Raw genomic sequence first — 21,524 nt, forward strand, 5'->3', positions numbered from 1 at the left:
CAGGTTTGTCGGCTAGCCGACAGAGCATGGGCCAGCGAACGGGCATGATCAATCATCACCCACCCTGAGGGCACAACAATGAAAAACCTCGTGCAGCACCTGAGCCAATACGCGGCCTACCACCGCGACCCGCGCAATATCGCCAGCCATTTCGTCGGCATCCCCATGATTGTCGTCGCCGTGACGGTGCTGCTGTCGCGGCCCGGCGGCTGGCTGGCCGGCCTGTGGGTGAGCCCGGCGCTGTTCGTGGCGCTGGCCTCGGCGTGGTTCTACCTGCGCCTGGACAAGCGCTTCGGCGCGCTGATGACGGTGCTGCTGGGGCTATGCCTGTGGGTCGGGCAAGCGCTGGCGGTGCAGGCCACTCTGGTGTGGCTGAGTGCGGGGCTGGGGTTGTTCGTGGTGGGCTGGGCGATTCAGTTCGTCGGCCACTATTGGGAGGGGCGCAAACTGGCGTTCGTGGATGACGTGGCGGGGTTGATCGTGGGGCCGTTGTTTGTAGTGGCGGAGGCCGGGTTCCTGCTGGGGCTGCGTACCGACCTCCAACTGCAGATCGAAACCACCGTAGCCGCTGCCGAAGGCTGCGCTGGCCCTGTGCTGCACTGAAGATATCCAGTGTAGGTGAAGGCCAGCGCAGCCTGGCGGCAGCGGCTACGGGTTGCGCGTCTAGATGGCGGCAACCTTCTGCCAGACCTTGGGCTTGAAGAACAGTGTCTCGCCCTTGGCCAGGCCGGTCAGGCTGTCGTGGTCCTTCACCACTTCGGCCTCGATCAGGTCTGGCTGGCCTTCCACCTTGAGGGTCACCCGGGTGGTGGCGCCCAGCGGGCGTATGTCGCGCACTTCGGCGGCGTGGTGGCCTTCCACCTCGGAGCGTGACAGCGACACCTCGTGCGGGCGGAACAGCACGTGGTTGTCCTCGCCCAGGTGCAGGCGGTTGGAATCACCGAGGAAGTGGTAGACGAAATCGCTGGCCGGGTTTTCGTACACCTGGCCCGGCGAGCCGATCTGCTCGATCACGCCCTTGTTCATCACCACGATGCGGTCGGCCACCTCCATGGCTTCTTCCTGGTCGTGGGTGACGAACACCGAGGTCAGGTTGATATCTTCATGCAGGCGCGCCAGCCAGCGGCGCAGCTCCTTGCGCACCTTGGCGTCGAGGGCGCCGAACGGCTCGTCCAGCAGCAGCACCTTGGGCTCCACCGCCAGGGCGCGGGCCAGGGCGATACGCTGGCGCTGGCCGCCGGACAACTGCTCGGGGTAGCGGTCGGCCAGCCAGTCCAGCTGCACCATGTTCAGCAACTCGTGGACCTTCTCGGCGATGCGCGTCTCGTTGGGGCGCTCGCCCTTGGGCTTCATGCGCAGGCCGAAGGCGACGTTGTCGAACACGGTCATGTGGCGGAACAGCGCGTAGTGCTGGAACACGAAACCGACGTTGCGGTTGCGCACGTCGGTGCCCGACACGTCCTCGCCATGGAAGACGATGCTGCCATCGTCCGGCGTTTCCAGGCCGGCGATGATCCGCAGCAAGGTGGTCTTGCCGCAGCCCGACGGGCCCAGCAGGGCCACCAGCTCGCCACTCTGGATGTCCAGATTGATGGAGTTCAGGGCCTGGAAGGCGTTGAAGCGCTTGCTGACATTACGAACTTCGATCGACATGAATTATTCCTCCGCTGCGCTGTGGCGCAGGCGGTTAATACGGTTCTCGCTCCACTGCTTGAGCAGCAGGATGAAGAGCGCCATGACCAGCAGAAGGCTCGCGACCGCGAAGGCGGCGACGTGGTTGTATTCGTTGTAGAGGATCTCGACGTGCAGCGGCAAGGTGTTGGTGACGCCGCGGATGTGCCCGGACACCACCGACACCGCGCCGAACTCGCCCATGGCCCGCGCGGTGCACAGCACCACGCCGTAGATCAGCCCCCACTTGATGTTCGGCACGGTGACATGCCAGAACATCTGCCAGCCGTTGGCGCCCAGCAGGCGCGCGGCCTCTTCTTCCTGGGTGCCCTGCTCCTGCATCAGCGGGATCAGCTCACGGGCGACGAACGGCACGGTGACGAAGATGGTCGCCAACACAATGCCCGGCAGGGCGAAGACGATCTGGATGTCATGGTCGGCCAACCACGGGCCAAACAGGCCCTGGGCGCCGAACATCAGCACGTAGACCAGGCCGGCGATCACCGGCGACACCGAGAACGGCAGGTCGATCAGCGTTACCAGGATGGCCTTGCCACGGAACGAGTATTTGCTCACGCACCAGGCGGCGCTGACGCCGAACACCACGTTGAGCGGCACCGAGATCACCACGGCGATCATCGTCAGCTTCAGCGCCGACAGCGCGTCGGGCTCAAGGATGGCGGTGAAGAACTCGCCCACGCCCTTGCTCAGGCCCTGGGACACGACGATGAACAGCGGCAACAGCAGGAACACCGCGAACACCAGCCAGCCCAGGCCGATCAGCACCGTGCGCGACAGTGCGCTGCCCCGGCGGGCGGCGTTGGCGCTGGTAGCAGCAATGGAAGATGCAGACATTTTCAGCGCCTCCTTCAAGGGGTTTCGATGCGCCGCTGCAGCAGGTTGATCAGCAGCAACAGGATGAAGGAAACCACCAGCATCATCACGCCGATGGCGGTGGCGCCGGTGTAGTCGTACTGGTCCAGCTTGACCATGATCAGCAGCGGCAGGATCTCGGTCTTCATCGGCATGTTGCCGGCGATGAAGATCACCGACCCGTACTCGCCCACGCCCCGGGCGAACGCCAGGGCGAAGCCGGTGAGCCACGCCGGCAGCAGCGCCGGCGCGAGGATGTAGCGGAACACCTGCAGCGGCTTGGCGCCCAGGCAGGCTGCGGCTTCCTCGACTTCACGGGGAATGTCGGCCAGCACCGGCTGCACCGTGCGCACCACGAACGGCAGGGTCACGAAGGTCAGCGCCAGGGTGATGCCCAGCGGGGTGTAGGCGATCTTGAAGCCCAGGCTCTCGGCGAACTGGCCGACCAGGCCGTTGGGGGTGTACAGCGCCGTCAGGGCGATGCCGGCCACGGCGGTGGGCAGCGCGAACGGCAGGTCGATCATGGCATCGATGATCTTACGCCCGGGGAAGCTGTAGCGCACCAGCACCCAGGCCAGCAGCGTGCCGATGATGCCGTTGACGATGGCCGCGCACAGGGCGGTGCCGAAGCTCAGCTTGAGTGCCGCCAGCGTGCGCGGCGAGCTGACGATGGCCCAGAACTGGTCGAAGGTGAGCTGGGCGGCATGGACGAACATCACCGCCAGGGGAATCAGCACAATCAGGCTGAGGTACACCAAGGTGTAGCCCAGCGTCAGCCCGAAGCCGGGTATGACGGGGGAGATACGACGCGACATAAGTGTCCTTGGTACTGGATTGGTAAAAACCCCATGGTGGCGGATGCAGGTGTGGGAGCTGACTTGCCAGCGAGCTTTTTGGCCTCAAAAGCTCGCTGGCAAGCCAGCTCCCACAATGGTCCATCACAACGGGGAAAGGCCCCACCAGGAGGCCTTTGGATTACTGCGCCTGGTAAATCTGGTCGAACACGCCGCCGTCGTTGAAGAACTTGGGCTGTGCGGTTTTCCAGCCGCCGAAGTCCTTGTCGATGGTGGCCAGGCTCTTCACTTCCTGGAACTGCTTGGAATACTGGGCCGCCACGTCCTTGTCACGCGGGCGGTAGAAGTTCTTCGCCGCGATCTCCTGGCCTTGCTTGCTGTACAGGTGCTCCAGGTACGCCTTGGCGATGGCTTCGTTGCCTTTCTTCTCGGCGTTTTTCTCGACCACGGCCACCGGCGGCTCGGCGAGGATCGACACGGACGGCACGACGATGTCGAACTTGTCCTTGCCGCCGTCTTCCTTCAGCGCCAGGTAGGCTTCGTTTTCCCAGGCCAGCAGCACGTCGCCCTGGCCGTTGTTGACGAAGGTGATGGTCGAGCCGCGGGCGCCGGTGTCCAGCACGGGCACGTGCTTGAACAGGGTCTGCACGTATTGCTTGGCCTTGGCTTCGTCACCACCGTTGGCCTTCAGGCCGTAGGCCCAGGCAGCCAGGAAGTTCCAGCGCGCACCGCCGGAGGTTTTCGGGTTCGGGGTAATCACCGAGACGCCGTCCTTGATCAGGTCGTTCCAGTCATGGATGCCCTTGGGGTTGCCCTTGCGCACCAGGAACACGATGGTCGAGGTGTACGGGGTGCTGGCGTCCGGCAGTTTGGTCTGCCAGTTTTCCGGGAGGGTCTTGCCCAGCTTGGCGATTTCGTCGATATCGCCGGCCAGGGCCAGGGTCACCACGTCGGCGCGCAGGCCGTCGATCACGGCGCGGCCTTGCTTGCCGGAGCCGCCATGGGACTGCTTGATGTCGACCTTGTCGTCGGGGTGGGCTTGCTTCCAGAAGTTCACGAACTCGGCGTTGTAATCCTGGTACAGCTCGCGCGTCGGGTCGTAGGAAACGTTGAGCAGCTCGTAGTCCTTGGCGACCGCAGAGCCTGCGAACAGCGCACTGGCGAGCGCCGCCAGCGCGTAATGACGGATAGACATGGTGAAGCTCCTGGATGACTCTTGATTATTATGTTGGCGTTGTTATGGCAGGATCATTCAGCTGGGCTTGTTGCCCGGATTCTGCAGGCGGAATTTTTCCTTCCGCTCGATTTGCACCACTTGGGCGTTGTGCACGGTGATTTCCACGGCGCCGAAGCGCAGGTCACGCAGCGCGCTCTGGATTTCGCGCAGAATGGTTGCTTCGTCCTGACCGTCGACGCTACGCAGAGATGCGCTCATGATCATGCTCCTTGGGTGAGAGTTGCCTTGAGCGCCATAGTAGATAGGCAGGGTTATACTTAAAAATACTATTTAAGAATGCCCATATAACCAAATTTCAAACCGTGGGACGCGGCCTGCGGCCGCTGCTACAGGGGCCGCCAAATCAAACCGTGGACGTTACGGACGTTGCGCAAATCGCGTAGCAGCGGCCGAAGGCCGCGTCAGGCCCAACGCACATCCGCGGCCGGCACCGGCCGCCCAAACCAATACCCCTGCCCCAATTCGCACTGCTGCTCCAGCAGGAACTGCGCCTGTTCCGGCTGTTCGATGCCCTCGGCGTGCACCTGCATGCCCATGCTGCGCGCCAGGGCGATGATCACCCGGACGATGGCGCCATCGTCCTCGTCCAGGGGCAGGCCGGCGACGAAGCCCTGGTCGATCTTCAGTTTCTGCACCGGCAGGCGCTTGAGGCGCAGCAGCGACGAGTAGCCGGTGCCGAAGTCGTCGATGGACAGGCGCAGGCCCAGCTCGCGCAGGCGGTGCATCTGCTCCAGCGCCGATTCGGGGTCTTCCATCACCGCGCTTTCGGTCACTTCCAGCTCCAGGCGCGCCGGGTCCAGGCCGGTTTCGGCAAGGATGCGTGCCACCTGCTGGTACAGGTCCTGGCGGCCAAACAGGCGGCTGGAGACGTTCACCGCGATGAAGTCCAACGCGTGCCCATCGGCCTGCCACTGGCACATCTGCCGGCAGGCGTTGGTCATTACCCAGGCATCGATTTCGGCGATCAGGCCGCTGCGCTCGGCGATGGGGATGAACTCGCCTGGCGGAATCAGGCCACGCTCGGGGTGCAGCCAGCGCACCAAGGCTTCGACACCCACCAGCTGGCCGCTGGCCAGGTCGTGCACCGGCTGGTAATGCACGCGCAGTTCTTCCTGGGCCAGGGCGCGGCGCAGTTCGGCGGTCATTTCCACGCGCTGCTGGGCGTGGGCGGTCAGCTCCTCGGTGTACAGCGCGTAGCCGCCGCGGCCGTTGCCCTTGGCCTTGAACAGCGCCGAGTCGGCGTTGCGCAGCAGTTGCTCGGGGCCCAGGGCGTCATTGGGGAACAGGCTGATACCGATACTGGCGCTGATGAACAGGGTGTGGCCGTCGAGCAGGAACGGCTGCTTGAGGCCGTCGATGATCGACTGCGCCAGCAGGGCCGCGTGGGCAGCCTGGGGCGAGTCTTCCAGGAGCACGGCGAACTCGTCGCCGCCCATGCGCGCCAGGGTCATGCCGCTGCCCAGCAGGCCCTGCAGGCGCTCGACCACGGCCTTGATCAGGTGGTCGCCGGTGGCGTGGCCGAGGCTGTCGTTGATGCTCTGGAAGTGGTCCAGGTCCAGCAGCAACAGCGCGCAGCCACGCTTGTTGGCCTGGGCGGCGGCCAGGGTCTGCTCGGCGCGGTCGTGGAACAGCAGGCGGTTGGGCAGTTCGGTCAGCGGGTCGTGCTGGATGAGGTGCGCGCGCTCGCGTTCGGAATGCTTCAGCGCGCTGATGTCGGAGAACACCGCCACGTAGTGGCTGACGTGGCCGGCGTCGTTGGCAATGGCGCGGATGGTCTGCCACTGCGGGTAGATTTCGCCGCTCTTGCGCCGGTTCCAGATCTCGCCGCTCCAGCTGCCCGTCTGCTCCAGGCTGTGGAAAATCTGCCGGTAGAAGTCGATGCCATGGCGGCCGGACTTGAACTTGCTGGGGTTGTGGCCCAGCACTTCGTCCTCGCGGTAGCCGGTGATGTCCATGAACGCGCGGTTGACGTGCACGATGCTGCCCAGCCGGCTGGTCACCAGCACCCCTTCCAGGGTGCTGTCGAACACCGCCGCGGCCATGCGCAGGCGCTCGCGCTGGATGCGCCCGGCGTCGCCCAGGCCGAACCAGCGCAGCAGCCTGGCGCGCGCCAGGAAGATCATGGCGGCGGTGGCCAGCACCCAGACATAGCCGTTGATCAGCTGCCAATGCAGCTGGCGCGCCGAATCATCGAAAAGGCTGCTCAATATTTGATCAGTCAGCACCAGCCAGATGACCGAGGCCAGCAGGTAGAGCAAGGCGGCCCGCAGGGCCCCGCGAGAAGTACCAGGCATAAAAATGGCGAAGCCCATACGAAAAGATTGGGATTATAAAGCAGAAACATTCAGCCACTCTTATCTAAAACCCGAGCTGGTTTTATCTGCTTACATGCCGATAATGCGACGTGCTTCTAATTTTTTCTTTGACGAGGGCCCTGCAGCCTATGTGGTACAACGGTTTTCTTGACCTGTCAGCCTGGCAATTGGTGGCGGTCACCCTGTTGATGACCCATGTGACGATTGTCAGTGTCACCATCTACCTTCACCGTTACTCCTCCCACCGTTCGCTGGAACTGAACGCCGGGCTCAAGCATTTCTTCCGTTTCTGGCTGTGGCTGACCACGGCGCAGAACACCCGCGAGTGGACCGCCATCCACCGCAAGCACCACGCCAAGTGCGAAACCGTCGATGACCCCCACAGCCCGGTGATCAAGGGCCTGGGCACGGTGCTGGGCCGCGGCGCCGAGCTGTACCGCGCCGAGGCGCAGAACGCCGAGACCCTGCGCATCTACGGCAAGAACTGCCCCGAGGACTGGATCGAGCGCAACCTGTACTCGCGCTACCGGCTGCTGGGCGTGTTCCTGATGCTGGCCATCGACCTGGCCTGCTTCGGCGTCATCGGCCTGACCGTGTGGGCCATCCAGATGATGTGGATTCCGTTCTGGGCCGCCGGCGTGGTCAACGGCCTGGGCCACGCGGTGGGCTACCGCAACTTCGAATGCCGTGACGCCGCCACCAACCTGGTGCCGTGGGGCATCATCATTGGCGGCGAAGAGCTGCACAACAACCATCACACCTACCCCAACTCGGCCAAGCTGTCGGTGCGCAAGTGGGAGTTCGACATGGGCTGGATGTGGATCCGCATCCTGTCGTTCATGCGCCTGGCCAAGGTGCAGCGCGTGGCGCCCATCGCCCACCGCGTCGAGGGCAAGGGCCACCTGGACATGGACACCGCCATGGCCATCCTCAACAACCGCTTCCAGATCATGGCCCAGTACCGCAAGCTGGTAATCGCGCCGCTGGTGACCCAGGAGCTGTCGCGCGTGGATGCCTCGGTGCGCCACCAGTTCCGCCGCGCCAAGCGCCTGCTGTCGCGCGAGACCAGCCTGCTGGACGACCGCCACCAGGCACACATCCAGAGCATGCTGGAACACAGCCACGCGCTGAAGGTGATCTACGAGAAGCGCCTGGCGCTGCAACAGATCTGGGCCCGCACCAGCTCCAACGGCCACGACATGCTGGCCGCCATCAAGGACTGGGTGCACGAGGCCGAGGCCAGCGGCATCCAGTCGCTGCGTGATTTCGCCACCCAGCTCAAGACCTACTCGCTGCGCCCCGCCCACGCCTGACACCGTCCATCGGCGCGCCCCGGCAAGGGGCGTGCCGCTTGGAACTTCATTACAAAATATTAATCCTACGAATGATCGCCTACGCGGCGGGACCTGACGTGTGCGCATGCCAGGGCCCGGCCCCCGTGACATTCGAGATTTCGTGATGATGGTCAACAAACAACCACAGTCGCCGTCCTTCCCCCCGATGCCAGCCGCGGCCGAGACGCTGCTGGCACTGATGCACGCCCAGGGCGAGGTGGCCCGGCTGAGCGAACGCGAACAGCTGTTCAGCTCGTTGCTGGTCAGCGTCAACGCGGTGTTGTGGGCCTTCGACTGGGAAGCCCAGCGCATGATCTACGTCAGCCCCGCCTACGAGCGCATCTTCGGCCGCTCGGCCGGCCTGCTGTTGGCGGACTACAACGAGTGGCGCGACAGCATCTACCCCGACGACCTCGACTACGCCGAGCGTAGCCTCGCCGAGGTGCTGGAAAAGGGCGCGGTGGAAGACCGCGAGTACCGCATCATCGGCGCCGACGGGCAGATTCGCTGGCTCAGCGACAAGTGCTTCGTCAGCCAGCAGAACGACCCGGAGCAGCGGGTGATTGTGGTTGGCATCGCCGAGGACATCACCGAAAAGAAGCACCTGGAAGGCGAACTGCAGCGCCTGGCCACCACCGATGTGCTCACCCAGAGCAGCAACCGCCGCCACTTCTTCGAATGCGCCCATCGCGAATTCGAGACCGCGCGCCTGCAGGAGTCGAACATCTCGTTCCTGCTGCTGGACATCGATGACTTCAAGATTATCAACGACACCTACGGCCACCAGGAAGGCGACGTGGTACTGCAACGCATCGCCGAGACCGGCCGCGCCGTGCTGCGCCGGGGTGACCTGTTCGGGCGCATTGGCGGCGAAGAGTTCGCCGCGGTGTTCCCCGGCTGTTCGCCCGAAGTGGCGCAGCAGATCGCCGAGCGCCTGCAACGGGAGATCCAGCGCCTGAGCTTCAACCATGACGGCCAGGTGTACGGGGTTACCGTGAGCCAGGGCCTGACCGGCCGCAACGAGGATGACGAGCTGCTGGACAACCTGTTTGCCCGGGCAGACGCGGCCATGTACCAGGCCAAGCGCCAGGGCAAGAACCAGATCGTGGTGGGTTGATACACCACCCTGTGGGAGCTGGCTTGCCAGCGAGCTGTTAGGGGATTCAACAGCTCGCTGGCAAGCCAGCTCCCACAGGGATATTTTGGTAGGTCAGTTGCGGCGTAGGCGCGTTAGTTCCGGCAGGCTCATTTTCAGCAGGCGCGCGGTCTTGCCGTTGGCGATGGGCTCCAGGCTTTCTTCCGGGCCCAGGCGTGCCAGTTGCCCCGCCAGGTTCATGGCCAGCGTATCGCGCCCGTACACGCCACCACCCAGGTGGTAGATAGCGGCGATCAACTCCCGCAGCTCGATCGGCAGGCGCCAGCGCGTACGCAGCGCCGAGCCGTAGGCCGCGCCAAACTCCTTCAGGGCCTTGTCCACCTGCCCCTCCTCCAGCACGCCGCCAGCCAGCCGCCACTCCTGCAGCGCGCGCAGCAGCGCCAGGTCGCCCAGGCAATGCAGCAAGCCGGCGCAGTAGCAGCGCTCCTGGTCCACGTCGAGGTTGCGCGCCAGGGTGCGGGCGTACTCCGCCGCGTGCAGCGAATGGCTCCAGAACCGCTCGGCATGCTGCGACAGCTCGGGGTCTGACAGCCGCGCGCTGCGCTTGAGCGCCAGGCCCAGGATCAGGTTCATGCTTTGCGTGGCGCCCAGCTTCTGCAGCGCCTGCAGCAGCGTCTGCACCGGCGCGTCGCTGTGGTGAGCGGCGCTGTTGGCGGCGGCGATCAGCACCGCAGTGATCTGCGGGTCGGTGCGCACTTCCTCTTCCAGCTGGCGCAGGTTGAGGCCCTGGGGGTTGAGCGCGCGCTTGATGGCCACCTGCACGTCGGCCATCAGCGGGCCGCCGTCGGAGTGCTGCCGGCGTTCTTCCAGGAACGGCTCCAGGCGCATGCCCGGGGCCAGCGCCGGAATCTCGCACACCACCTCCTGGCCCACCGCCAACAACAGGCCGTGCAGGCGCTCCTTGAGCGAGTCCATGTTCAAGGGCTTGGTCAGGTAGGCCGTCGGTGCCAGGGGCACGGCCTCACGCACGCTGGCCACGTCGCTGCGGTCGCTGATGAGAATGAACGGCAGGTTCTTGCGCTGGCTTTTCTGCCGCACGTTGCGCAACAGGTCCAGGCCATCGACGCCGGGCAACTCGCGCGCGGCAATCACCAGGTCAGGCCGGCGCTGCAGCAACTGCAGGGCATCCTGGCCGTCGGTACACACATCCAGCTGCGCGTCACAGCGCACGCTCAACAACATTTGCGTCAGCAGGTCCCGGGTCCAGGGGTCTGCTTCGGCGATCAATACCCGCGGTATTGCCGGGCTATCCTGCGCACTCATGGCTATTACTCCGAAGGCCTTGCCTACAGGTTATCCAGACATTACGCGGGATGCCTTCGTTCAACGCAAAAAAAAACCCGCCGAGGCGGGTTTTTTTGTTCATCGCGTCACACTTTTACGCCAATTCGGCGAAGCACTCTTCGATGATGGCCAGGCCCTTGTCCAGCTGCTCGTCTGGCGAGGTCAGCGGAACCAGGATGCGCAGGACGTTGCCGTAGGTGCCGCACGACAGCAGGATCAGGCCCTTGTCGCGAGCCTTGGCAACCACCGCGGCCACGGCTGCGGCGTTCGGCTTGTGGTTGTCGGCGCCTTCGAACACTTCAACGGCAATCATGGCGCCCAGGGCACGCACGTCACCGATGATCGGGTGCTTGGCCTGGATGGCCTTCAGGCCGGTCACCAGGCGCTCGCCCACGGCCTTGCAGCGGTCCAGCAGGTTCTCTTCCTCGAACACTTCCATCACGGCCAGGGCCGCGGCGCAAGCGATCGGGCTACCGGCGTAGGTGCCGCCCAGGCCGCCTGGGGCGATGGCGTCCATGTACTCGGCCTTGCCGCACACGCCGGCCAGCGGGAAGCCGCCAGCGATGGACTTGGCGAAGGTGGTCAGGTCAGGCGCAACGCCCATCTGTTCCATGGCGAAGAAGGTGCCGGTACGGCCAGCGCCGGTCTGTACTTCGTCGGCGATCAGCAGGATGCCGTGCTGGTCGCACAGGGCGCGCAGGCGCACCATGAACTCTTTCGGCGCGACGTAGAAACCGCCTTCGCCCTGCACGGGCTCCAGGATGATGGCAGCGATGTCACGCGGCTCGGCATCGTTCTTGAACACGCGCTCGATGCTGGCGATCGAGTCGTCGATGCTCACGCCGTGCAGTTCGTTCGGGTACAGGGCGCGGAACACGCCGCCTGGCATCAGGCCCATGCCGGCCGAGTAAGGCACGACTTTACCTGTCAGGCCCAGGGTCATCATGGTGCGGCCGTGGTAGGCGCCGGTGAAGGCGATCACGCCAGCGCGGCCAGTGGCGGCACGGGCGATCTTGACGGCGTTCTCTACCGCTTCGGAACCGGTGGTCACCAGCAGGGTTTTCTTGGCGAAGTCGCCCGGTACGCGAGCGTTGATCTTCTCGCACACTTCCACGTAAGGCTCGTAGGCCAGTACCTGGAAGCAGGTGTGGGTCAGCTTGTGCAGTTGAGCTTCAACGGCAGCAATGATTTTCGGGTGTACGTGACCGGTGTTCAGCACGGCGATACCGCCGGCGAAGTCGATGAACTCACGACCTTCAACGTCGGTGACGGTAGCGTTCTTCGCCGAGTCGGCAAAGATCGGGTGGATCTGACCAACGCCACGTGGAACGGCTGCCTGGCGGCGTTGCATCAAGGATTCGTTTGTCTTGCTCATGTTTTCCTCATTCACCGCTCATCGGGCGGCGTGGTTCAAGGATCAAGCAGCGGGGGTCAACGGCGACAGCATACGATGATCGACTGTCACGGCCTCCCGGCCACGAAAAGGGTGTTGCGGGTGCTGCATGAAAACCGCCGGGACGTCGCTCTCGCGCCCCGGCGGCTGGTTACCGCTGCGGATCAGACCGAAATGCAGAGGTATTTGATTTCCAGGTAGTCTTCGATGCCGTACTTGGAGCCTTCACGGCCCAGGCCCGACGCCTTGATGCCGCCGAACGGCGCCACTTCGTTGGAGATCAGGCCGGTGTTGATACCCACCATGCCGTATTCCAGGGCCTCGGCCACGCGGAACACGCGGCTCATGTCACGGGCGTAGAAGTACGACGCCAGGCCGAACTCGGTGTCGTTGGACATGGCGATCACTTCGGCTTCATCTTTGAAGCGGAACAGCGGCGCCAGCGGGCCGAAGGTTTCTTCCTTGGCCACGGCAGCGTTCTTCGGCACGTTGACCAGCACGGTCGGCTCGAAGAAGTTGCCTTCCATGGCGTTGCCGCCGGTCAGCACGGTAGCGCCTTTGCTCAGGGCGTCGGCGATGTGTTCCTTGACCTTGGCCACGGCCTTGTCGTCGATCAGCGGGCCAGTGGTGGTGCCCTCTTCCAGACCGTTGCCGATCTTCAGTTTGTTCACGGCCACTTTCAGCTTCTCGGCGAACGCGTCGTAGACACCGTCCTGCACGTAGATGCGGTTGGCGCAGACGCAGGTCTGGCCGTTGTTGCGGTACTTGGAGATGATCGCGCCTTCGACGGCCTTATCCAGGTCAGCGTCGTCGAACACGATGAACGGCGCGTTGCCGCCCAGTTCCAGGGAGACTTTCTTGATGTCCTTGGCGCATTCGGACATCAGCTGGCGACCGATTTCGGTCGAGCCGGTGAACGAAAGCTTGCGCACGATCGGGTTGCCGGTCAGCTCGCTGCCGATGTCGCCGGCGCTGCCGGTGACTACGCTGAACACGCCTTTAGGGATACCGGCGCGCTCGGCCAGTTCTGCCAGGGCCAGCGCCGAGAACGGGGTCTGCGAGGCAGGCTTGAGCACCATGGTGCAGCCAGCGGCCAGGGCCGGGCCGGCTTTACGGGTGATCATGGCGGCCGGGAAGTTCCACGGGGTGATGGCCGCGGTAACGCCGATTGGCTGCTTGATGACGATCAGGCGCTTGTCTGGCTGGTGGCCAGGGATGGTGTCGCCATAGACGCGCTTGGCTTCTTCGGCGAACCACTCGATGAACGAGGCGGCGTAGGCGATTTCGCCCTTGGCTTCGGCCAGCGGCTTGCCTTGTTCCAGGGTCATCAGGCGAGCCAGGTCGTCCTGGTTCTCGATCATCAGTTCGAACCAGCGGCGCAGCTTGTTCGAGCGTTCCTTGGCGGTCAGTGCACGCCAGGCCGGCAGCGCCTTGTCGGCGGCTTCGATGGCGCGGCGGGTTTCAGCGGCGCCCATCTTTGGCACGGTACCCAGGATCTCTCCCGTGGCCGGGTTGTTGACCTTGATGGTCTGGCCGTTGTCCGCATCTGCCCACACACCATCGAGGTAGGCTTTCTGGCGGAACAACTGAGCGTCTTTGAGCTGCATGTCGGCTTCCTTAACAGCACCGTGCGCACACGGGGCAAATTGTTGATTGTTCGAAAGGCGTTCCTGGTGGAACTGCCGTCAGGAAATCATATGCCGGGCAAAACACCAAATGCGCACAAGATGTTACCCGTGCGAGCGCAGCACCGGACTGGGGGAGCGTTTGAAATCTCAAACGAATCCTAGGAGCAATGGGGGTAAAGGACAATAGGCTGTTCGGAAAAAAGAACAAAATTCCCCCCAACGGCACTCATTTCCGACTGGCGCAGCCCTTGGACCCGCCCCTGTGCGAAATCATCCACACGTCAGCGCAATAGACGCCCACCCCCGAGATGGGTATCATGGCGCCCGCTTGCACTTGTAGCTCAGCTGGATAGAGTACTGCCCTCCGAAGGCAGGGGTCGTGGGTTCGAATCCCGCCAAGTGCGCCATATAGATGAAAAAGCCCCAAGGTTTGCGCCTTGGGGCTTTTTTCGTTTTGGGATGAGGCGCTGTGGGGGCGTGGCCCGTGATTGGCTGCCGCAAGGTGCGCGGCCCCTTAACACTGAAGATCTCCAGCGTAACCCGAGGGCCAGCGCAGCCTTCGGCAGCGGCTACACGCCGATCCCGCTGGGGATATGAATCTAAGATGAACCCAAGATTCTGGGTCCCAGTCATTAGCACGCTTTCCGTAGCGGCTGTAGGCAGTTTACTTCCTTGAGCAATAAGTTATTTTTTAGCCAACCCGAAATCAATATAGCCTTCTGAGCTTACAACCAAGCACCACGTGGCGTCAGCATTAAAAAAATAATGATGCTGCGGGGCAGCCAGCACGATAAATCTAACAAAATCCACCAACTGAGAGACATTAAGGCGCACCGAAAAATCAAGCGCCGAATCACTCACATAATAGACAATATCGCCAGTGTCCAGCTTAAAGGAAGCTATCTTTAAAGCAGCAAATGTAGCGGCTGAGTCACTCCATTGACTGAGGTCACCCTTGAGCATCTGGAAATCATGAGAAATCGTTTTGCTCCAATCGATCTTTGACCCAGCCCAGTCAAATGAATCTGAAAGCAGATCAGCGATTGGCTCCCACGACTCCAGTATTTCGTAATGCCCTGGAATTTTAACGAGCGCTTCCTTGACCTCTTGATCGAGCGTCATAAATCTCTCCAAGGTTTGAAAGGCAAATTAAACAAATTCTGCAGCTTAGACACTACGGATTCCGGGACATCAAATTCAAAATGATCACCCTTTTCCTTGCCGCTGAACACATTGATATGCGCCCCACTCCTCTCATCATATTCAATTCTAAAACCAGTTTTCCCGTCGAGGGTGCTCATGCCAACAGGCTTGCCCTTGATAGTGCCGAACTTTCCGACATTGACTCTTTCCGCCTTGAAGCCACGTTTGGCCAACCAACTCAATGCTTTGTTTCTCGCCTGTTCGTATGAGTCTTTGCCGCTTGAGCAGCTTAACCCCCACGGATCCACCCAGCCGAATGGATTCGGGGCATAGAGGTAGGCATTTATCCCCCCCAACAACCCAATCGGATCCGGCGAAACAAACCGTCCCACATCCGGATCATAAAACCGGAACGTGTTGTAGTGCAGCCCCGTCTCCCGGTCCAGGTACTGCCCCTGGAACCGCAGGTTCTGCTCTTCAATGTAGTACGGCTCGCGCACCTCTTCGACGGTGTTGCCCCACACCTGGTACTGCGCGCGCCAGACGGTGTGGCCGTCGGCTTCGGTGAGCTGTTCGGGCAGGCCGTTGAGGTCGTTGTGGTAGTAGCGGATCCTGGCCTCGGCCCCGCTGCCGTCCACCCGCGCCAGCGGCTCGTAGCTGCCTTCGCTGGCGTAGAGGTAGAGGCTGCTGCGGCCGTGGCGGTGTTCTTGCAGCAGGCGCAGGCCGTCCCAGTCGAATCGTGTTTCGCCCAGCGGGAAACCGTTGCTGTCGTGTTCGCGCTTGGCGATGCGCCGTCCCAATGGGTCGTAGGTCATGCGCAGCACGGTCTGGCGGTGGCCGTCCTGGGTGTGGATGGCCGTGATGCGGTGTTCGGCGTCGTAGGTGAACCGCTGTATCAGGTGGCTGCCCTTGCGCTTCTCGAGCAGCCGGCCGAAGCCGTCGTAGCGGTAGCGCTTGTCCTGGTAGGTAAGCAGTTTGTTGTGCACCACCAGCCCCGCGCCAGCTGCCGGGCCGTCCAGCAGGTTGGCGGCGGCGTCGTAGGCGAAGGTTTCCAGGCGCATGCCCTGCTGGGCGGCAATGATGCGGCCGGTGGCGTCGTAGTGCAGCAGGTCCTGGCGGCGCTCGTCGTCCTGCTGGTTGAAGCGGCCGACCAGGTTGTCGCTGGGGTCGTAGTCGAAGCGTTGCTGTGCCGGAGCGGGCAACACGGCCGGTTGGCTGTTGGGGCGGCGCAGGCGGCTGCGCCGGCGGCCCGCGCGGTCGTAGTCGCTGCGGGTGTTGAGCTGGCCCTGGGTGCGCAGCACCTCGCGGTGCAGGCGGTCGCGTTCGAAGTCGCTGATCACCCGGCCGTCGAGGTTGAGCTGGTGCAGGTGGCCGCTGCCGTAGTGCAGGCGGTTGAGCCAGCGGCCGTCGGGCAGCTGGGTCTGGATGAGGTTGCCAAGTTCGTCGTAATGATGCTGCAGGACGCCTGCGCTGCTGGTGTCCTGCAGTAGCTGGCCCAAGGCGTCGTAACTGAAGCTCAATGCCTGTTCGCTGCCGTCCCGTCCGCTGAAGCCGACCTCGGTCAGCTGGCCGACGGGATCATAGTGGTAGGCGGTGCGACCATCGTCGGTGAGCTTGGCGCGCAGCTGGCCGATGGCATCACGCTGCAGCCAATGCAGCAACGGCGTGGCGTCGCCCCACTCGGTGGGCGCCGGGCGATATTGCACGGCAATGACGCTGTTCAGGGCGTCGTAGCCGTAGCGGCGGGCGCTGCCGTCGAGGTCCTGCTGCTCGATGAGGCGGTCGCCGGCGTCCCAGGTGAAGCGGTAGCTCTCGCCGTTCTCGTTGGTCAGCGCCTGCAGGCGGCCATACGGGTCGTAGCTGAATTGCACCTGGCGGTTGAGCGGGTCTAGCCGCTGGCGCACCTGGCCACGGCGGTCGCGCTGGTAGCGGGTGGTGTGCCCGGCCGGGTCGGTGTAGGCCAGCAGCTGGCCGCTGGCGTCGCGCAGGAACTGTTCACTGCGGCCGTCGGGCAACTCGCTGCGCACCAGGCGGCCCATGGCATCGTGGTGGTACAGCGAACTCTCGCCAAGGGCGTCGGTGACCGCCTGCAGGTTGCCACGCTTGTCGTAGGAAAACTCCGTGGGGTAGCTGGAGCAGTCGATGTGTTGGGTAATCTGGCCAGCATCGTTCCAGCGCAGCCGCTTTGATTTGCCGGTGGCATCGACAATTTCCACTACCTGGCCGCGGCGGTCATGGCGGTAGCGCGTCACGTGGCCCAGCGGGTCGGTCTCGGCGCTGAGGTTGCCGCGCGGGTCGTAGCGGTAGCGCCAGCTGTTGCCGGCCGCGTCGGTCTCGGCCAGCGGCAGCGACCAGTGCTCCAGCCAGACCGTGCTTTGGGTCTGCCCCAGGGCATCGGTGGATGAGGCCAGGTTGCCGGAGTCGTCGTAGGCAAACGCCCACTCGCCGCCCTTGGGGTCCACGGCGCCCAGCAGCTGGCGTTCGTCGTTCCAGTTGAAGTGCCAGGTGTGGCCGAGGGTGTCGGTGGCACGGATGATCTGGAACTGCGGGTTCCACTGCCGTGTGCTGCTGCGGCCCAGGCTGTCGGTGATGCGGGTCAGGCCCTGGCCCAGGTCGTAGTCGAACTGGTAGTGCTCGCCATCGTCAGTCCAGCTGCGCACTACCCGCCAATCGCCGTCGGCGAAGGGCGCCCACTCATAGAAGCAGCGCAGGCCGGCGGGCAATTGGTGTTCGACCATGCGCCGGCCAGCATCGTAGGCAAACTGGCGGACGGTACGGCCCTCGGCATCGCTGACGGCCGCCAGGTCCCCGGCCGGGTCATAGCGGTACTGGGCCAGGCGCTCGCGGCTCTGGTCAGGGTAAACGCGATCGACGGCCGCCACGCGGCGGGGCCAGACCGGGTCGTACAGCAGCTCGACCTGCACCACTTCCAGGCCGTCATGCAGGCGCGCCAACCGCCCCCGGTCGTCGTAGCTGAGGTAGAGGCGGTTGTCATTGCGGTCACCCAGTTGCGCCAGCCGCAGCCTGCCGGCGGCCACAGGCTCGAACAGCCGGTACAGCCCGTCCACGCTCTCGATCAGCAGCTGGCCGCTGGCGTGGCGCCGCACGCTCAAGCCCTCCCCGGCACTGAACACCGCGCCACCCAGAGGTATGGCGCCCATCTCGATGCGCCGGCCCTGCTCGTCGGTGTACACCAGCTGATCGCCGCCATCGGGGTGCGCCAGCACCTCGACCTGCACCTCGAAGGCCAGGCTCCAGCCCGCGCCGAACAGCCCGTCCTGGCGCAGGTCGGCGCTGCTGTAGAAGCGCCGCCACTCCAGCGGGATGATTCCCGGCAGGACGAAGTCGGTGTCGTCATCGCCATTGAGCACCTTGGCACCCGTGGCCGCATGCACCGGATGCGGCGAGCCGATGATGGCGTTGGCGGCCGCGCCGATGGCCTGGTCGACCATGAAGCCGCGCACCATGCCCAGCGCCATGCACGGCAGGCGGCTGAAGAACTTGCCCTTGCCGCCACGCAGCGCCAGCAGCACGCTGATGGCCAGCCCCACGCCCGGGGTCTTGCCGCTGCGAATGTCACGCACCACCACCGAGCCGCCGCCGATGCGCACGTTGGAAGAGATCAGCCCGGCGCCCACCACCGTGGCCTCGCAGGTACTGCGATCACCGCTGCGCACCGCCGGCTGGCCGTTGATGCTGACCTTGCTGGAGCCCTCGGCGAGAAACTGCGGCGCTCCCGGCGGGTGCTTCATGCAGGCAATCATGTCGTCCGGGCACGGCACCGCCAGGGGCGATGCCATGGCCACCGTGGGCTGCCACAGCTGCGAGAAGAAGCCCTTGGCCATGTCCAAGAAGCTGCCTTCCTCCGGTTCAGGCTCCGGCTCCGCCTCGGCCTGGCTGAGGTCGGTGCCGGCGGCCTCGGCAGCGCTGCCCAGCTTGCCAGCGGCGCGGGCAGCCGGCTTGCCGTTGATGAAGACGTTGCCGGAACCGGTGAGGATGTTGGCTTCCACCACTGGCGGAAACAGCGCGTTGGCGATGCCGTCGCACAGGTTCGTGAGGCCCTTGTCCAGGCCGGTGGCGCTCATGCCCATGCCGACCGCCGCGCCCATGACCGCGCCGAACACGCACGCGCCCAGGCCGCCGGTGGCGACGGTGATGCCCGTGGCGGCGACCACGGCCGCCGTGGCCACGGCGCCAATGACGCCATAGGCAGCCACCTCCAGCACGCCACCGAGGATGTCGGCCATCATCGACGAGTGCATCAGCGCATCGCCCTGGCGGGCGGCCCACAGGGCATCAGACATGCTCGGGCGAACTCAGGCGGGAGGCTGCAGGGCAAGCGTCTGCTTGATCGCCTGCCAGTGCGCGGCCTCGGCCTCGCCCAGCGGCTGCGGCTTCACGTAGCTGAGCGCAAGCATCTGGCGGGTGCCGGGCACTACCAGCGCCAGCTGGTACTGGAAGACCTTCTCGGCGCCCTTGCTGAACTGGCTGCGCAGCTCGAACGCCGGCACGTCATGCGCCCGGCCCACCTGCACCGCCGCGGGTGGCTGGAAGCGCAGGTCCTGGATCTGCTGTTCCATGCGCTTGAGCTGGCCCTCGAAGTTGCTTTGCAGGGTTTCGCCATCGGCCAGCAAGCTGCGGCTGATGATCAGCGAAGTGCCCAGGGCGGGAAACTTGAGGATGTTGATGGACGCATCCTGCACGTCGGCGTCAGGCAGCTGGAATTGCAATTGCTCGGTACGGTAAGTCATGAGGCACTGCCTTGAGGCTTGGGAAACATGGCGGCCACTGCGCTGTCGATGCTGCCCTTGACCCCTTGGCCTTCAGGGGTGGCACCGGCATCGCCGCCGATATTGAGGTTGAGGTTGCCGCCGGTGTTGAACTGCGCGTCCTTGCTGGCGAAGAAGTTGATGGCCTTGCCGGTAAGGTTGATCTGCCCGCTGGCGTTGAGTTCGAGCACGCTGTCGCCGCACACCAGCCGCAGGTTCTCGCCCACTTCCAGCAGGTAGCTGACGCTGACGCTGTCACGCTTGCTGGCGCCCACCATCAGCACGTCGTCCTGCTTCACCGCCCGCACCCGGTTGGCGCCGATGGTCACCCGTTCATTGAGGTCGACGGTGCTGGTGCGGTTGTGGCCCACCCAGTGGGTTTCGTCATGCTCCACCTCGATGTCCTGGTTGCGCTCGGCATGGATGAACAGCTGCTCGGCGCCCTTCTTGTCCTCCATGCGGATTTCATTGAAGTTGGCCGGCGTGCCGCCCTTGCTGGAGCGGCTCTTGGTACCGCTTTGGGTGGCGTTGGCGGGCAGGTCGTAGGGCACCGGCTGCTCGGCGTTGTAGACGCGGCCGGTGATGATCGGCCGGTCGGGGTCGCCTTCCAGGAAGCTGACGATGACCTCCTGGCCGATGCGCGGAATCTGCATGGAGCCCCAGTTCTTGCCGGCCCAGGCCTGGGACACGCGAATCCAGCACGAACTGTTTTCGTTGGATTGGTCGTGGCGGTCCCAGTGGAAATGCACCTTCACCCGGCCATATTGGTCGGTCCAGATTTCCTCGTTGGCCGGGCCCACCACCACGGCGGTCTGCGGGCCACGCACGATAGGCCGGTGGGTCAGCGCCAGCGGGCGGAAGCTCTGCTGGGCGTCGATGCAGCTCAGGTGGCTTTCGAACTGCAACTGGCCGGCGCCCTGCCCGCTTTCCAGGTCTTCCTGGGTGATGAAGTAGCGGCTGGCGACGATCAGGTATTCGCGGTTCTGGTCCTGGCGGGCGAAGTTGCTCAGGCTGAACAACAGGCCGGCGCCCAACCCACGGGCGTTGCCGGTCAGCTCCACGCGCTCGTGCAGGCTTTGCAGGGCCTCGACCCGGGTGCGCGAATAATGCTCGCCATCCTGGCTCTGCACGTAGGCGCCGGGGTAGTCGTACAGCGGGTAGTCGGCGTAGTCATGGGGCCGCGGCACCTCGGCACGCACGTCGATGCGTGCACTGGGGCGCTGAAAATCGTAGTCGTTGAGCTCCACCGAGCCCGACTGCACCTCTTGGGCCAGGCGCCAGTCGTAGAGATGGTCGCGCTCGCGCTGCTGGCCATCGGGCGGGTAGAACGGCACCACGCCATAGCCCGCCGCACTTGCGTGGGCGCCATAGGCATCAGCGAGCACCAGCACGTGGCGCTCCTTTTCGTGGCGAAAATAGTAGTAGATGCCTTCCTTCTCCAGCAGCCGGCTGACGAAGTCGAAGCTGTTCTCCCGGTACTGCACGCAGTATTCCCACTCGCGGTAGCTGCGGCTGAGCAGGTCCTCGAAGTCGGAAAAGCCTAGGTCGCGGAACACCTGCTTGACGATCTGCGGCACGCTCATGTGCTGGAAAATGCGGCAGTCCGAGGTCCGGGTCAGCAGCCACAACCACGGCCGCAGGGTCACCTGATAGCTGGCGAACTGGCCGCGGCCATTGTTCTGGCTGCAGCGCGCCACCACGCCATGGAAGTAGCGGGTGCCGCCGTCGTCCAGCTGCAGGCCCAGGGCCATGGGCTTGCCCAGCAGCAGGTTGAGGTCAATGTCCGCGTCCCGGGAAGTCAGCTGCACGTCGTAGGCGTACAACCGCCCCAGCTCTTCCACGCCGCCCATGTCGTTGAGCAGCAGGGTGTCGTCGGCGAGCGGGCTGAACACCTGGACCAGGCGCGTGCTTTGGCTGAAGAACATGG

At 64.2% G+C, this 21,524-nt stretch carries 16 protein-coding genes and 1 tRNA gene; 4 read left to right on the top strand and 13 right to left on the bottom strand.

Going from position 1 to position 21,524, the window contains the following annotated elements; translation table 11 throughout:
* Positions 1–78: 78 nt before the first annotated feature.
* Positions 79–603, top strand: coding sequence for an Mpo1 family 2-hydroxy fatty acid dioxygenase (locus tag AC0J42_RS30110; RefSeq protein WP_473004902.1), 525 nt, complete (start codon positions 79–81; stop codon positions 601–603).
* Between the two features lie 60 nt (positions 604–663).
* Here the strand turns inward: AC0J42_RS30110 and AC0J42_RS30115 are convergent, their stop codons facing one another.
* The 6 genes from AC0J42_RS30115 to dibA all read right to left on the bottom strand — a co-directional run bounded on the left by AC0J42_RS30115 (position 664) and on the right by dibA (position 6,869).
* Entirely contained in the window at positions 664–1,653 is a 990-nt protein-coding gene (locus AC0J42_RS30115; protein ID WP_416421558.1) for a sulfate/molybdate ABC transporter ATP-binding protein, read from the bottom strand.
* A gap of 3 nt (positions 1,654–1,656) precedes the next feature.
* Positions 1,657–2,526, bottom strand: a complete 870-nt coding sequence (cysW, locus tag AC0J42_RS30120; RefSeq protein ID WP_473004903.1) for a sulfate ABC transporter permease subunit CysW — start codon at positions 2,524–2,526, stop codon at positions 1,657–1,659.
* A 14-nt stretch (positions 2,527–2,540) separates the two neighbouring features.
* Positions 2,541–3,359, bottom strand: coding sequence for a sulfate ABC transporter permease subunit CysT (gene cysT / locus AC0J42_RS30125; RefSeq protein ID WP_416421560.1), 819 nt, complete (start codon positions 3,357–3,359; stop codon positions 2,541–2,543).
* Between the two features lie 160 nt (positions 3,360–3,519).
* Positions 3,520–4,533, bottom strand: coding sequence for a sulfate ABC transporter substrate-binding protein (locus AC0J42_RS30130; protein ID WP_416421561.1), 1,014 nt, complete (start codon positions 4,531–4,533; stop codon positions 3,520–3,522).
* A gap of 57 nt (positions 4,534–4,590) precedes the next feature.
* Positions 4,591–4,773: a sulfur starvation response protein OscA gene (oscA, locus tag AC0J42_RS30135; protein WP_007941032.1), complete on the bottom strand. Its 183-nt coding sequence runs from the start codon at positions 4,771–4,773 to the stop codon at positions 4,591–4,593.
* Between the two features lie 203 nt (positions 4,774–4,976).
* Positions 4,977–6,869, bottom strand: a complete 1,893-nt coding sequence (gene dibA / locus AC0J42_RS30140; RefSeq protein ID WP_473004904.1) for a phosphodiesterase DibA — start codon at positions 6,867–6,869, stop codon at positions 4,977–4,979.
* A 149-nt stretch (positions 6,870–7,018) separates the two neighbouring features.
* Between dibA and desA the strand changes: the two genes are divergently transcribed.
* On the top strand, positions 7,019–8,203 hold the full coding sequence (gene desA / locus AC0J42_RS30145) for a delta-9 fatty acid desaturase DesA (protein ID WP_416421563.1): 1,185 nt from the start codon (positions 7,019–7,021) through the stop codon (positions 8,201–8,203).
* 148 nt (positions 8,204–8,351) lie between these two features.
* Positions 8,352–9,341, top strand: coding sequence for a GGDEF domain-containing protein (locus AC0J42_RS30150; RefSeq protein WP_473006917.1), 990 nt, complete (start codon positions 8,352–8,354; stop codon positions 9,339–9,341).
* Between the two features lie 93 nt (positions 9,342–9,434).
* Here AC0J42_RS30150 and AC0J42_RS30155 read toward each other — a convergent pair whose 3' ends face one another.
* From AC0J42_RS30155 to gabD, 3 genes are all read right to left on the bottom strand, one after another.
* On the bottom strand, positions 9,435–10,643 hold the full coding sequence (locus AC0J42_RS30155) for an HDOD domain-containing protein (RefSeq protein WP_416421564.1): 1,209 nt from the start codon (positions 10,641–10,643) through the stop codon (positions 9,435–9,437).
* Positions 10,644–10,758: 115 nt separating this feature from the next.
* Positions 10,759–12,039, bottom strand: coding sequence for a 4-aminobutyrate--2-oxoglutarate transaminase (gene gabT / locus AC0J42_RS30160; protein ID WP_416421565.1), 1,281 nt, complete (start codon positions 12,037–12,039; stop codon positions 10,759–10,761).
* Positions 12,040–12,221: 182 nt separating this feature from the next.
* A complete protein-coding gene (gene gabD / locus AC0J42_RS30165; protein WP_416421566.1) occupies positions 12,222–13,664 on the bottom strand; it encodes an NADP-dependent succinate-semialdehyde dehydrogenase in 1,443 nt (480 codons plus the stop codon).
* A 351-nt stretch (positions 13,665–14,015) separates the two neighbouring features.
* On the opposite strand from gabD, the gene AC0J42_RS30170 reads away from it, so the two are divergent.
* Positions 14,016–14,092: transfer RNA gene (locus AC0J42_RS30170), tRNA-Arg, on the top strand.
* A gap of 277 nt (positions 14,093–14,369) precedes the next feature.
* Here the strand turns inward: AC0J42_RS30170 and AC0J42_RS30175 are convergent.
* The 4 genes from AC0J42_RS30175 to AC0J42_RS30190 are packed head-to-tail and all read right to left on the bottom strand — an operon-like array spanning position 14,370 to position 21,522.
* Positions 14,370–14,807 (bottom strand): hypothetical protein, encoded by a 438-nt coding sequence (locus tag AC0J42_RS30175; RefSeq protein WP_473004905.1) that lies wholly within the window; start codon positions 14,805–14,807, stop codon positions 14,370–14,372.
* Entirely contained in the window at positions 14,804–19,132 is a 4,329-nt protein-coding gene (locus tag AC0J42_RS30180) for an RHS repeat-associated core domain-containing protein (RefSeq protein ID WP_473004906.1), read from the bottom strand. The genes AC0J42_RS30175 and AC0J42_RS30180 overlap by 4 nt, the downstream gene beginning before the upstream one ends.
* 12 nt (positions 19,133–19,144) lie before the next feature.
* A complete protein-coding gene (locus AC0J42_RS30185; protein WP_416421571.1) occupies positions 19,145–19,579 on the bottom strand; it encodes a DcrB-related protein in 435 nt (144 codons plus the stop codon).
* Positions 19,576–21,522 (bottom strand): type VI secretion system Vgr family protein, encoded by a 1,947-nt coding sequence (locus tag AC0J42_RS30190; RefSeq protein ID WP_473004907.1) that lies wholly within the window; start codon positions 21,520–21,522, stop codon positions 19,576–19,578. The genes AC0J42_RS30185 and AC0J42_RS30190 overlap by 4 nt, the downstream gene beginning before the upstream one ends.
* Positions 21,523–21,524: the final 2 nt, after the last annotated feature.

The organism is Pseudomonas sp. Tav-5-1A, from assembly GCF_055755055.1.